This window comes from Stenotrophomonas sp. 107298_Sma (genome assembly GCF_056480345.1).
Map to the genome: position 1 here is coordinate 3707911 of NZ_CM151094.1, position 13240 is coordinate 3721150.

Genomic DNA, 13240 nt, shown 5'->3' on the forward strand with positions numbered 1-13240 from the left:
TTGGTGGTCAGGTCAGGCATGTCCACCCACCGACGGCGACTCCGCTTCCTGCTTCTCCAGCTCGCGCTTCACCGCTTCCGGCGAGCGCGTGTACGGCGCCAGCCGCGCGTAGAACGCCGGCACCACGAACAGCGACAGGAACGTCGAGAGGGTCACGCCGAAGATGATCACGATGCCGATGGTGCCACGGCTGGCCGAACCGGGGCCACCGGCCACCACCAGCGGGACCGCACCGACCACGGTGGCGATCGAGGTCATCAGGATCGGGCGCAGGCGCACCATCGCCGATTCGATGATCGCCTCGCGTACGGTTCTCCCGTCGTCGCGCAGCTGGTTGGCGAATTCGACGATCAGGATGCCGTTCTTCGCCGCCAGGCCGACCAGCATGACGATGCCGATCTGGCTGAACAGGTTCACCGTGCCACCGCTGACCCACAGGCCAACCAGCGCACCGAGCACGCCCAGCGGCACGGTCAGCATGATGGTCAGCGGGTGGATGAAGCTCTCGAACTGCGCGGCCAGCACCAGGTACACCACCAGCAGCGCCATCGCGAAGGTCAGCAGCACTGCACCACCAGCACTCTGGTACTCGCGCGATTCGCCCTTCCAATTCACCTGCGCATACTGCGGCAGCTCCTCGCGCGTGACCTGCTGCGCCCAGGCAATCGCCTCGCCCAGCGGATAGCCCGGCGCCAGGCCGGCATTGATGGTGATCGAGCGCAGGCGGTTGAAGCGGTTCAGGGTGCCGGCCTCGGCCACTTCGCTCAGCGTGACCAGGTTGGACAGCGGCACCAGTTCGCCGGAGGTGGCGCGCACACGGATCGCGGCGAGGTCGGCCGGGCTGGCGCGACCATCGCGGCCGGCCTGGACCAGCACGTCGTACTCTTCGCCGTTGTCGACGAAGGTGGTGACGCGGCGCGATCCCATCATGGTTTCCAGTGCCGAACCAATCGCGGTGACCGGCACGCCCAGATCGGCCGCACGCTGGCGGTCGATGTTGACCCGCATCTGCGGGCGGGTTTCCTTGTAGTCCGAGTCTGGGCCGACCAGGCCGGGGTTGTCGGCCATGCGCAGCAGGATGCGGTCGCGCCACTGCGCGATCTCGGCGTATTCCGGGCCGCCCAGCACGATCTGGAACGGCTGGCCGCCGCTGCGCACCAGGCCACCGCCCACCTGCGTACGTACGCGCACGCCGCGGATGGTGTCCAGTTCCTTCTGCAGCTCATTGGCCACTTCCGGCGTGCCCTCGCTACGCTGGCGCCACGGCTGCAGGAAGATGCTGACGCGGCCGGTGTGCATTTCCTCGCTGGCGCCCCAGCCACCCGGCACGCGCGGGTTGGCGCGCACGATCGGTTTGTCAGGGCCGACATGCGGTGCCAGCATCGCTTCCACCTGCTGCACCTGCTGCACGGTGTAGTCGTAGCCGGCACCTTCCGGGCCGTCGATCATGATCTGGAACGAACCGCGGTCTTCGGCCGGTGCCAGTTCCGATGGCAGCAGCTTGAGCAGGCCCCAGCTGGCGGCCAGTGCAGCCACCATCACCAGCAGGTAGATCCAGGTGCGATCGACGTGGTGGTCGAGCACCCGCCCATAGGCCCCGGCCAGGCGCTCCAGGTTGCGGTTGATGAAGCCATGCAGGCCACGCGGCGCCTGCCCGGTATGGGGCTTGAGCAGCTTGGAGGCCATCATCGGCGTCAGCGTCAGCGCCACGAACGCGGACAATGCCACTGCCGCAGCCAGCGCCACCGCCAGTTCACGGAACAGCCGTCCCGTGTTGCCCTCAAGGAAACCGACCGGCAGGAACACCGCCACCAGCACGGCCGTGGTGGCGATCACCGCGAACGCCACCTGCGCGGTACCGCGTTTGGACGCCACCAACGGCGGTTCACCCAGATCGATGCGGCGCTGCACGTTCTCCACCACCACGATCGCGTCGTCCACCACCAGGCCGATGCACAGCACCAGCGCCAGCAGGGTCAGCAGGTTGATCGAGAAGTCGAACGCATACAGCGCGATGAAGGCGGCGACCAGGCACACCGGCACCGTCACTGCCGGAATCAGTGCAGCACGGAAGCTGCCGAGGAACAGCCAGATCACCGCCAGCACCAGGATCATCGCTTCCACCAGCGTGGCGTAAACACGGTCCACTGCGGCTTCGATGAAGGTGGTGTTGTCGAAGGCAACGAAAATCTGCGTGCCCTTGGGCAGCGTCAGCGCGACCCGCTCCGCCTCAGCGCGCGCGGTGCGTGCCACATCCAGCGAGTTGGCGGTGGAGGTCTTGACAATGCCCAGGCCGATGCCCGGTTCACCGTTGCTGCGGTAGTAGGCGCGACGCTCGGCCGAAGCCAGCTCGATCTTCGCCACGTCGCCCATGCGCACCACGTAGCCGTCGCGGCCCTTGCCCAGCGGGATGGTCGCGAAGTCTTCGGGCTTGATGTAGTTGCGCTCCACGCGCAGGGTGAAGTCGCGGTCGGTCGATTCGATGCGGCCGGCCGGCAGTTCCACGTTCTCGTTGCGCAGCGCGGTTTCCACGTCGCCGGTGGTCAGCCCGCGCGCGGCCAGCTGGTCACGGTCCAGCCAGATGCGCATCGCATAGCGCTGGCGGCCACCGATGCGGACCTGGGCCACGCCGTCGAGGCTGGAGAAACGGTCGACCACGTAGCGGTCGGCGTAGTCGCTCAGTTCCAGCGTGTCCATGGTCGAGGAGACCATGTTGAACCAGATGATCGGGTCGGCATCGCTTTCGACCTTGGCGATTTCCGGCGGACGCGCTTCTTCCGGCATGCGGTCGGCAACGCGGCTGACCGCATCACGCACGTCGTTGGCTGCGGCCTCGATATCGCGGTTGGAGGTGAATTCGATGCTGACCTGCGAGCGGCCATTGGTGCTGCGCGCGTTGATCGTATCGATGCCTTCGATACCGGCCAGCGCGTCTTCCAGCACCTGGGTGATGCGGCTTTCGATGACCGCCGCCGAGGCACCGGTGTAATCCACCGACACCGAAACGATCGGCGGATCGATGGCAGGCAGCTCACGCAGGGTCAGGCGGGTGAAGGACATCACGCCCAGCACCAGCAGCAGCAGGCTCATCACCACGGCGAACACCGGCCGCTGGATGGAGGTGTCGGACAGCTTCATCCGCCGTGGCCCTCGGCGACCACCGCCGCCGGCGCGTCAGCCGGCTTGGCGCCGCTCGCCGGTGCTGCGTCCTTGGCGGCTACCTTCAGTCCCGGGCGCAGCTTGCCGGTGCCATCGACCACGATTCGCTGGCCCGCTTCCAGGCCCTGCTTGATCTCGACCACGCCGGCACGGCGCGCACCGGTGACCACATCCACGCGCTCGACGCTGTCGTCGCTTTTGATGCGATACACGAAGGTATCGCGGCCGACCTGCACCACCGCGATTTCCGGAACCACCAGCGCCGGCCGTTCGGGATGGAACAGGCGTACGTCCAGCAGCATGCCCGGACGCAGCGCGTGGTCGCTGTTGGCGAAGTCGGCGCGCACGGTCACTGCTCGGGTCGCCGGATCGATGCGTGCATCGATGGTACTGACCACGCCTTCGAAGGTGCGGCCCGGCCAGGCCACGCTGGATGCGCTGACCTTGTCGCCGACGCCGAGTGCGGCCAGTTCCACTTCCGGCACCTGGAAATCGATGTGCATGTGTTCGATGTCGTCGAGCGTGGCGATCACCGTGGTCGGCGTCAGCAGCGTGCCCGGGCTGACCTGGCGGATGCCGAGCACGCCGGCAAACGGCGCACGCACACGGCGGTCACCGATGTCCGACTGCATCTGCGCCACGCGCGCTTCGGCGGCATCGCGGATCGACTTCTGCGTATCCAGCGTGGCACTGGATACCAGCCGCTGCGTGGCCAGCTCGCGCTGGCGCCTGTACAGCTGGTCGGCCTCGTGGAAGGTGGCCTGGGCCTGCACCAGTGCCGCTTCCTGGGCCTGCCCGCGCAGGGTCACGATCGGCGCACCGGCGGCGATGTGCTGGCCGCTCTCGAAGTGCACCTTCTCGACGATTTCGCTGACCTTGGCGGTGACGCTGATCGATTCGCGCGCCTTGGCCGTGCCCAGCGCCTGCAGGGTGTCGTTCCACTGCGTGGGCTGCACGACCTGCGCGGTGACCGGCACTGCTTCGCCCTGCCGACGTGCGGCAGCCTCCTGTTTGCCTGCGCACCCGGCCAGCACGGCCAGGCTGAGGCCGAAGGCCAGGGTCGAAGCGATACGAGCCAACATGAACGGTCCTGATTGATCCACGGCCGCCGAGTGTAGGCAAGGGCCCGCAAAAGCGGTATGTGCCAAGCGTTTACCGGCGTGGAACCGGCACCGCGCTAGCGCCTTCAACCGGTTCCGTGCAAGGCTGGTGTTGGCGGTGTCGGCTTGTGTCGGGGTGTATCCAGCGACCCATTACCGACGTTGCCATCGTAGAGTCGAAGCTGCCCGACAGAGGGCGTCGGGCGGGGACGGATCCTGGCGGGGATCCGGCCCCGTTTTTTTTTTGCCCGGCGCGTGACGGTAGCGCCGGGCCATGCCCGGCGGATCAATACCGGTAGTTCACCTTCATCCACACGCTGCGGCCCGGCTCGTTGATGCGTACCGGGTCGGCCGGGAAGCCGAAGTCGGCGCTGCCGGCCAGGTTCAGGTGCTCGCTGTAGGTGCGATCAAACAGGTTGTCGACACCCGCGCTGAGCTGCAGCTGCGAGCTGAAGCGGTAAGCCGCATTGAGCGCGAAGGTGGCGAAGCCGGCGCTCGGTCCCAGGTCCTGGGCGACCACGTTGCCCTGGCCATCGGCGACACGGTGCTGGTGGGTCACCGCACGCAGCAGCGCACCAGCACTCCAGCGCTGGCCTTCCCAGTTCGCACTCAGGCGCGCCTCCAGCGGCGGCATCTGCGGCAGCGGTCGCTGCTGGTCGCGGTTCTCGCCCCAGGCATAGGCCAGCGTGCCGCCCAGCTTCCACTGTTCGGCCAGCGCCACTTCCACGCCCGCCTCGGCCCCGGCAATGCGGGCATCGACGTTGCGGGCCTGGCTCATGCCCATCATCCCGCTGCCGTGGTAGGTGAACAGGATGTAGTCCTGGATCTGACCGGCGTACGCCGAGAGCCAGGCCTGCACGCGCGGGCCCTTGTACTGCATGCCCACATCAAGCTGGGTGGTGCGCTCGGGCTGCACGCCGCTGAATGCATTCACCGTGCCGGCCGGTCCCTGGTTGGGCGAGAACAGCTCCCAGTAGTCAGGCATGCGCTCGCTGTGGCCGAGGCCTGCGTACCAGGTCAAGCCGTCGGCCAGATCCTGCTCGTAGCGCAGGAAACCACTGCCCAGCCATTCCTTGCGCTGCAGGCCAGCGGTCGGATTCGGCCGGTTGCCCATCATCCCGCGCACCGATTGCCGCTCATCGCGGACGCTGGCGCGATCGATGCGAAGCCCGCTGATCCAGCGCTGGTCGGTGCCGGCGCCGAGGGTGAGTTCGGTGAAGGCACCGTAGCGGCGGAAGTTGGCATCGGTCTCCCACGCCGCCTGGCGGTAGGTGTCGCGGCCCATGCCCATGCGGCCGCGGTGACGACTGTCCTCGCCATCCACACCGGCCACCAGCTGCACATCCTGCCAGCGCCATTCGGAACTGACCCGCCCGCCCTGGGTACGGCGGTCCACGTTCGAGGCCATCGGCATCGGCATCATGCTGTGCGGGTTCGGCGTGCGCAGCGTGTAGTTGTCCATCACGTGGTCGGCATTGTTGTAGTACACGTTGGCCTGCAGCGTGTCCCACGCACCCGGCAGGTTGCGCTTCTCGAAGCGCGCCGCGTAGCTGGTGCGCTCGAACGCGGCACCGTCCATGCCACGGCCCGCGTAGCGCGCGATCGCATCACCGGCACCGGCGGAGATTTCCAGCAGCGTGTCGGCATCCGGCGTCCAGCCGATGGCCACGTCGCCGTTCCACTTGCGCCACTTCGACGGCACCACGTCGCCATTGCCATCCTTGTAGTCATCGACTTCGGAACGGTTGCCGCTCGCACGCACGTAACCGGTCGGATTGCCCAGGGTCAGGTCCAGCACCTGGTCGTTGCGGTTGCGCGAACCGACCAGCGCACTGGCATCGGCACGCAGGCCCGGCTCATCGAAGCGCGGCGTATCGCGCTCGAAACGCACGGTGCCGGCCGAGGCGCCCGCGCCCCAGCGCACGCTCTGCGGGCCCTTGATGATGGTCAACCGGTCGAAGCTCTCCGGCGCGATGTAGGACAGCGGATTGTCCATGCGCGACGGGCAGGCACCGATCAGGTTGCCATCGTTGCTGAGGATGTTCAGCCGCGAACCGAACATGCCGCGCAGCACCGGGTCGCCATTGGTGCCACCGTTGCGGATGGCGGCGAAGCCGGGGACGGTTTTCAGGTAATCAGCACCGTCGCTGGCGGGCACCGGCTGCCGAGGCAGGCGCGGATCGGTCACCCAGTGCAGCGGCGAGGACGGTGCAGCGGCGGTCACCACCAGGGTGTCGAGAGTGCGCGCCTCGTCGGCAGGCGCGGCGTGTGCCAGTGATGCGGCCACGGCCAGGCCAAGGGCAACCGGCAGGCGCGCGCAGGCGCCCGCGGGGCGGGAAGTCATTTTCATCGGAACAGCTCCAAAGTACGCACGCGCGCACGGCGCCCGGTCAGGCGTCGTGCGGCGGATTCGATAGGGACATCAGCGAACGATGGAGAAGCGCGGCGGCCCACGCGCGGCATGTGCCGGCCACCGCAGTGCCGGCAGCACCTGCTGCGACCATGGGAACGCCAGCTGCGGCCGCCACAACAGCGGCAACAGCAGCACCAGCACGGCCAGCCACGGCAGCAGGCGCATCGCCAGCACGCAGTATTCGCAGGCTTCGCCATGCATGGCGTGGGGGTCGGCCGGACGGCTGGGCGCTGCAGGCGCAGCGCCGTGCCGATCGTGTCCGGCCATGGCCATGGCGTGCATGTCATGGCCCATGGCGGCGTGGTCCATGCCTGCCATCGCGGCGTGCTCCATCGGCTGTGCCTGCAGCGCGCGGCTGACCAGTGGCGCAAGCACCATCAGCAGCGTCGCCAGGATGGCGAGCTGGAGCAGAAGGCGCTGCGGGCGGGACAGGCGGGTCACCCCGCTAGTGTAGAGCGGGGTCCAGGGTTGCCCGTGCGACGAACCGTCGCAGGAGGGGGTTTGTCGGCAGGGCTGCGCCCTGCACCCGCAGAGGCCACGGCAGGTGCCGAAGCAACAGCAGAAGCTGGTTTCCTGAGGGATGGCGGGGTGGGTCCGGTTGCGGGGGACGCCGTAAATCCGTCCATGGAGGCTCGGTCGCCGCATCCATGCGGCTCACGCCCCCGCAACCGGACCCACCCCGCCTTCGACAGATTCCTGCGGTCTGTTGGAACGGCTCTTGGGGTCAGATCCGTTTTCCGAAGGAAAACGGATCTGACCCCACATGTATTTCGATATCTGACAGTTTCCATCCACGCATGGCGTGGATCTACCGTGTCGACCAAGGTCGACACCTACCAACAGCCATCGGAATCTGTCAGAGGTGGGGCGGTGTCGGAGTGCGGGGTGTCCGCGGCATGGATGCCGCGGCCAAGCCCCCAGGGACGGGGTCACGGCGTCCCCGCAGTCCGACACCGCCCCGCCATCCCACGGATAGCGAGCTTTTGACGTTGCTGTTGCTGTTGCTCCGGTTTGCAGCAGGTGCAGGGCGCAGCCCTGCTCGACCAGCCTCAGACCGTGATGGTCTGGGTCAGCGACTCCCACGTCGGTGGTACCGGCCACGCCGCCGCCTGGTTGCCATCCAGCACCCTGCGCAGGTCGCGCGGATCGATCTGCGGTGCCAGCACATGCACCAGCTCCAACGCGTAATCGCGCAGCACCCGGTCGCGCGGCAGCACCGCCCAGGCGATGCACTCGGCAATCGGTGCCGGCGCCGGCCACGCCTTCAGGTCTTCGTCGTTGGAACTGACCGCCATCTCCGCCAGCAACCCCACGCCCAGTCCGGTGCGCACGTAGGTCTTGATCAGATCAGCATCGAGCGCGGTCAACGCCAGATCCGGCACCAGGCCGTTGGCGGCGAAGGCACGCTGCAGCGAGGAATTCGGCCGAGTCGATGATTCGTAGCTGATCAGCGGCTGCCGGGCCAGCGCGGCCAGGTCCGGGGTGCGGCCTGCGCGGTCCAGCGGGTGGCCCTTGGGCACCACCACCAGGCGCCGCCAGCGGAACAGCGGCACCGCAATGCCATCGGTGGGCTCGCTGCCGGCGGTGCTGATGATCGCAATGTCGGCATCGCCCTGGTTCAAGCGATCAAGTGCATCGGCTTCACCGGCCTGTTGCAGATGCACGCTCACCTGCGGATACGCCTGCTTGATCGCCGCCACCGCCGGCGGCAGCACGAAGCGCGCCTGGGTGTGGGTGGTGGTCAGGATCAGCTGGCCCTGACTCTCGCGGCGCTGGTTGGCCGCGTAAGTGCGGATGTTGTTGGCCTCGGCCAGCACCGAGCGGGCGCGGGCGATGACCTCGGTGCCGGCCGGGGTGACCGACTCCAGGCTGCGGCCCTTGCGCACGAACAGCAGGAAACCCAGCTCGTCTTCCAGCTGCTTGAGCTGCTTGGACAGGCCGGGCTGGGTGGCATGCACGCGCGAGGCGGCCAGCGTGATGTTCAGCTCGGCGTCGGCGATGGCAACCAGATAGCGCAGCTGGGTCAGCGTCATGGCAGGCGGGCGATGTGGGGGCGGAGGTCCACTCTAGGGTCAATTGCCGTCACCAGCTTATAACCAAAGGTTGTTTAAGAAAGGTATCTGGTCATTTCCGGGCGTCATATGCCGGCGCTACGGTCAGCCGGCAGCCGCTGGCCTCAACAGCCAGCCCTCCCCCTTCGCCCGCCGAAGCCCGGCGCGGCCCCTCTCCGGAGCGCTTCCATGGCCCTGTACGACTCCATCCTCGACACCGTCGGCAACACCCCCATCGTCAAGCTGCAGCGCCTGGCTCCGCCGCAGGTCAGCCTCTACGCCAAGGTCGAGTCGTTCAACCCGGGCGGCTCAGTGAAGGACCGCCTGGCACTGGCGATCATTCTCGACGCCGAAGCGCGTGGCCTGCTCAAGCCGGGCGACACCATCGTCGAGGCCACCTCGGGCAACACCGGCGTGGCACTGGCGATGGTCGCCGCCGCGCGCGGCTATAAGTTCGTGGCGACCATGGTCGAAACGTTCTCGGTGGAACGGCGCAAGCTGATGCGCGCGTATGGCGCCAAGGTGATCCTGACCCCGGCCGCCGAGCGCGGCAGCGGCATGGTACGCAAGGCGGTCGAACTGGCCGAGCAGCACGGCTGGTTCCTGGCCAGCCAGTTCGCCAACCCGGCCAACCCGGCCTACCACCGCAACACCACCGCCGCCGAGATCCTGCGCGATTTCGCCGGCAAGCGACTGGACTACTTCGTCAGTGGCTGGGGCACCGGCGGCACGCTCACCGGCGTGGGCGAAGTACTGAAGGTCGCGCGCCCGCAGACGCGCATCATCGCCACCGAACCGGCCGGTGCCGCGCTGCTGAAGGGCGATGACTGGAAGCCGCACAAGATCCAGGGCTGGACCCCGGACTTCGTGCCCGATGTACTCAACCGTGATGTGGTGGATGAACTGGTGACGGTGGAAGATGACCGCGCGATCGCCACCGCCCGCCGCCTGGCGGCGGAGGAAGGCATCTTCGTTGGCATCTCCGCTGGCGCCACTGTCGCCAGCGCGCTGGATGTCGCCGCGCGCGCCGAACCGGGCTCGGTGATCCTCGCGATGCTGCCGGACACCGGCGAACGCTACTTCTCCACGCCGCTATTTGCCGATGTGAACGAAGGTTCCGACGACGACTGGTTGGCCGGCCTGCCGTGATGCATCGGGTCGGATCCCTTTCCTGCAGGGAAAGGGCTCTGACCCGGTTTGCCAGAACTATGGATCGCAGGGCTCAGAGCATTTTCCGTGCGGAAAAAGGCTCTGACCCCTTTCTGCTTCAGCCTGCGTGAAGGCGCCACCCGCCATCGTGCGTGAAGGCCGCCGGATCGCAGCGCGTGAGACGGTCATGACGCAGTATCAATGCCCTGTGCCCTACCTTGGGAACAGCCGGCGCAGATGCTGCGCGGAACACCTCACAGGCAGGAGACGGGCGCATGAAGATCGAAGTTTGGCAGGGCGACATCACGACCCTGGCGGTGGATGCGATCGTCAACGCGGCCAATGAAACACTGCTCGGCGGTGGCGGTGTCGACGGTGCGATCCATCGCGCCGCAGGCCCAGCGCTGCTGGCCGAATGCGAACAGCTGCCGGAACTGCGGCCCGGTGTGCGCTGCCCGACCGGCGAAGTGCGTGCCACCGACGCCCATGCGTTACCTGCGCGGCATGTGCTGCATACGGTCGGCCCGGTCTGGCACGACGGTCAACGCGACGAACCGGCGCTGCTGGCCAACTGCTACTGGAAATCCCTGCAGCTGGCCGAATCGCTGGGAGTGACATCGATCGCTTTCCCGGCGATCAGCTGCGGCGTGTACGGCTACCCGCTGTACCAGGCCGCGCAGATCGCAGTGACCGAAACGCTGGCATGGCAGCGCAGCCATGCACAGCCGATGCGCATCGTGCTGGTGGCGTTCAATACCGCTACCGCCAAGGCTTACCAGCAGGCGCTGACCGCTGCCGGACAGAACGCGGAAAACGAGCCGCGCAGCTCGATGCTGCCGCCATTGGGCGATACCGGATTTGCAGCCGCGCATTGAACGGCTGACGTGGTTGGAACAGAAAAGGCCGGGCGATGCCCGGCCTTTTCTGTTGTGCGACTGCTTCCATCCACGCGTCGCTTGGATCTACCCATCCATGCGCCGCATGGAGCGATGTCAGCGGCTGGCGGCATCCACTGCGGCGGCATCATCGGCCACTGCGGCAGCAGCGTCCGCAGCGGCACGCGCGGCCGAGGCAGCAGCACCGTCGGCGCTGGCACCCTCCACCTGCACGCGCACTTCCACCATGCCCGCGCCATTGTTCAGGCTGGACACGTCAATGGTGTAGTGACCGGCCGGCAAGGTCTCCTCCAGGCGCGAATTGGTACCGTTGCCACCGTCGTCGTCGGTCAGCTCGACATCACCGCCGACCACGCGCAGCACGGTATCGACCTGGCTGGAGATCGCATCCAGGCGCACGTCGGCCGGGCGGTCCAGGGTCAGCAGGAAACGACGGCGGCCATCGTTGTCGAGCATGGTGTACACACTGCCCGACTTCGGCAGGGCGGTGCCATCGCGTTCAACCAGATTGCCCGGCAGTTCGATGCGGTTGGCAGACAGGGTAAACATGCCATTGACACCGTCGCCCAGACCGCGCGCGGTCAAGGTGTACTTGCCCGGCTTCAGCGACAGGGTCAGGCGCGAGTTGGTGCTGTCGTTGCCATCATCATTCTCGGCCTCAACGCCCTGGCCCGACAGCTTCAGCACCGGGTCGAACACATCCGACACCAGGCGGATCTCGTACAGGCCTGCCTTCTCCACCTGCAGGGTGTAGTCCTGCGAGCTGCCGGCCAGCATGTCGGCGATCTCGCCGCTACCCACCAGCGGCTTGCCGTCATACGGCTTCAGCTTCTCGGCGCGCAGGCGATACGGACCGAAGGCGCTCGGGCCATCGGCGTTGACCGCCACCTGGTAGGTCCCGCCACCGTTTGCACGGAAGGCCAGCGAGACGTCGCCTTCGCGTTCGTAGCCGGTATTGCTGGTGGATACCAGGCTGCCGTTGTTGAACACGGCGATCGAACCGGTCAGTGCACCGGTCAACTTCAGACCGACCAGATCCTTGTCTTCCAGCTTGATCTGGTACAGCTGGTGGTGGCTGCCGTCGTTGAAGTTGATGCCGCTGCGCGAGGTGATTTCGCCGGACACCGGCTTGTCGAAATCGAGAGACGCGGCCTTGCCTGCGTCACCACCGCCACCGATGCGGTTGCAACCGCCGGCGATCAGGACCGTGGCAACGGCCACTGTGATTGCTGCCAAACGCATGTTTTTTCTCCTTGGCCTTCCATGTATGTCCCGCACACCGGCCCGGTGCGTGGGGGCGGAAAAGATACCCGCAAAAGCAAACGCCGGCGTGATGCCGGCGTTGCCCTGTTCATCCTGCGATGGGACGGATCAACCGTTCCACTTGCCCAGCGCGGCCAGGCCATTGTCCTTGGCGCGCTCGTACACGGTCTTCTGGGCAGCAGCGTAGTTGCCCTTCATGTCCTTGGCCCACAGCTTCAGCGCAGCCTGCTGCATCGCGCGGCCGTAGGAGAAGCTCAGCGGCCACGGCAGGTTGCCCATCTGGTTCATGGCGTTGAGGTGAGCGGTGGACTGCTCGTCGCTCTGGCCACCGGACAGGAACACCACGCCCGGCAGGATCGCCGGCACGGTGCTCTTCAGGCACATCACGGTCGACTCGGCCACTTCCTCGACGTCGGCCTGCTCATCGCAGTTCTTGCCGGAGATGACCATCGAGGCCTTCAGGATGGTGCCTTCCAGCAGCACGTTCTGCTGGTACAGCGCATCGAACAGCGAACGCAGGGTCGCTTCGGTGACTTCGTAGCAGGTCTCGATGTCGTGGTCGCCGTCCATGATCACTTCCGGCTCGACCATCGGCACCAGGCCGCATTCCTGGCACAGCGCTGCGTAGCGGGCCAGCGCGTGGGCGTTGGACTCGATGCAGGTACCCGACGGAATGCTCTCGCCGATGTTGATCACCGCACGCCACTTGGCGAAGCGCGCGCCCAGCTTGTAGTACTCCTGCAGGCGCTCGCGCAGGCCGTCCAGGCCTTCGGTCACCAGCTCGCCCGGGCAGCCGGCCAGCGGGTGCGCACCCTTGTCCACCTTGATGCCCGGAATCATGCCGTGGTCGGCCATGTACTTGGCGAACGGCACGCCGTCCTTGGTCGACTGACGGATGGTTTCGTCATACAGGATGGCGCCGGAAATATGCTCGTTGAGCTTGGGCGTGGTCAGCAGCAGTTCGCGATAGGCACGACGGTTCTCCTCGGTGTTCTCGATACCGACGCCGGCGAAACGCTTGGCGATGGTAGCGGTGGATTCGTCGATCGCGATGATGCCCTTGCCCGGGGCAACCATGGCCTGGGCGGTTTCAGCCAGCTGTTCGATGCTCATGTACTTCCTGTGGCGGGTGCGGGAAAAACGTAAGTATAGCCCCGCTACCCGTTGCCTCGCCGTGGAGGCCAGGCTGGAAACGATTCCAATGTCCGC

General features: G+C 66.9%; 9 protein-coding genes. 2 read left to right on the forward strand and 7 right to left on the reverse strand.

The window, feature by feature from the left end:
* Window positions 1-12: 12 nt before the first annotated feature.
* The 5 genes from ACZK2G_RS17335 to ACZK2G_RS17355 all read right to left on the reverse strand — a co-directional run bounded on the left by ACZK2G_RS17335 (window position 13) and on the right by ACZK2G_RS17355 (window position 8705).
* The gene (locus ACZK2G_RS17335) at window positions 13-3138 is read right to left on the reverse strand and encodes an efflux RND transporter permease subunit (RefSeq protein ID WP_046985474.1); all 3126 of its coding nucleotides are present in this window, start codon (window positions 3136-3138) and stop codon (window positions 13-15) included.
* The gene (locus ACZK2G_RS17340; RefSeq protein ID WP_046985475.1) at window positions 3135-4241 is read right to left on the reverse strand and encodes an efflux RND transporter periplasmic adaptor subunit; all 1107 of its coding nucleotides are present in this window, start codon (window positions 4239-4241) and stop codon (window positions 3135-3137) included. The genes ACZK2G_RS17335 and ACZK2G_RS17340 overlap by 4 nt, the downstream gene beginning before the upstream one ends.
* 304 nt (window positions 4242-4545) lie before the next feature.
* Window positions 4546-6609: a TonB-dependent copper receptor gene (locus tag ACZK2G_RS17345; protein WP_478473955.1), complete on the reverse strand. Its 2064-nt coding sequence runs from the start codon at window positions 6607-6609 to the stop codon at window positions 4546-4548.
* 72 nt (window positions 6610-6681) lie between these two features.
* Window positions 6682-7113 (reverse strand): DUF2946 domain-containing protein, encoded by a 432-nt coding sequence (locus ACZK2G_RS17350; RefSeq protein WP_046985477.1) that lies wholly within the window; start codon window positions 7111-7113, stop codon window positions 6682-6684.
* Between the two features lie 608 nt (window positions 7114-7721).
* On the reverse strand, window positions 7722-8705 hold the full coding sequence (locus tag ACZK2G_RS17355; protein ID WP_012511956.1) for a LysR family transcriptional regulator: 984 nt from the start codon (window positions 8703-8705) through the stop codon (window positions 7722-7724).
* Between the two features lie 207 nt (window positions 8706-8912).
* On the opposite strand from ACZK2G_RS17355, the gene cysK reads away from it, so the two are divergent.
* Together cysK and ACZK2G_RS17365 are read left to right on the forward strand one after the other, a co-directional pair.
* The gene (gene cysK / locus ACZK2G_RS17360; RefSeq protein WP_478473958.1) at window positions 8913-9872 is read left to right on the forward strand and encodes a cysteine synthase A; all 960 of its coding nucleotides are present in this window, start codon (window positions 8913-8915) and stop codon (window positions 9870-9872) included.
* Between the two features lie 275 nt (window positions 9873-10147).
* Window positions 10148-10747 carry an O-acetyl-ADP-ribose deacetylase gene (locus ACZK2G_RS17365; RefSeq protein WP_478473959.1) on the forward strand — a complete coding sequence of 200 codons (600 nt, stop codon included), beginning with the start codon at window positions 10148-10150 and terminating at the stop codon, window positions 10745-10747.
* Window positions 10748-10864: 117 nt separating this feature from the next.
* On the opposite strand, the gene ACZK2G_RS17370 is transcribed toward ACZK2G_RS17365, so the two are convergent.
* Window positions 10865-12010 (reverse strand): iron-sulfur cluster assembly protein, encoded by a 1146-nt coding sequence (locus tag ACZK2G_RS17370; protein WP_136639345.1) that lies wholly within the window; start codon window positions 12008-12010, stop codon window positions 10865-10867.
* 129 nt (window positions 12011-12139) lie between these two features.
* Window positions 12140-13144, reverse strand: a complete 1005-nt coding sequence (locus ACZK2G_RS17375; RefSeq protein WP_006388532.1) for a class I fructose-bisphosphate aldolase — start codon at window positions 13142-13144, stop codon at window positions 12140-12142.
* Window positions 13145-13240: the final 96 nt, after the last annotated feature.

What these genes read in the sequence shown, in the direction of transcription:
- ACZK2G_RS17370 (WP_136639345.1), bottom strand. Translation starts at nt 12,010, where the DNA reads ATGCGTTTGGCAGCAATCACAGTGGCCGTTGCCACGGTCCTGATCGCC.
- ACZK2G_RS17340 (WP_046985475.1), bottom strand. Translation starts at nt 4,241, where the DNA reads ATGTTGGCTCGTATCGCTTCGACCCTGGCCTTCGGCCTCAGCCTGGCC.
- cysK (WP_478473958.1), top strand. Translation starts at nt 8,913, where the DNA reads ATGGCCCTGTACGACTCCATCCTCGACACCGTCGGCAACACCCCCATC.
- ACZK2G_RS17355 (WP_012511956.1), bottom strand. Translation starts at nt 8,705, where the DNA reads ATGACGCTGACCCAGCTGCGCTATCTGGTTGCCATCGCCGACGCCGAG.
- ACZK2G_RS17365 (WP_478473959.1), top strand. Translation starts at nt 10,148, where the DNA reads ATGAAGATCGAAGTTTGGCAGGGCGACATCACGACCCTGGCGGTGGAT.
- ACZK2G_RS17335 (WP_046985474.1), bottom strand. Translation starts at nt 3,138, where the DNA reads ATGAAGCTGTCCGACACCTCCATCCAGCGGCCGGTGTTCGCCGTGGTG.
- ACZK2G_RS17375 (WP_006388532.1), bottom strand. Translation starts at nt 13,144, where the DNA reads ATGAGCATCGAACAGCTGGCTGAAACCGCCCAGGCCATGGTTGCCCCG.
- ACZK2G_RS17345 (WP_478473955.1), bottom strand. Translation starts at nt 6,609, where the DNA reads ATGAAAATGACTTCCCGCCCCGCGGGCGCCTGCGCGCGCCTGCCGGTT.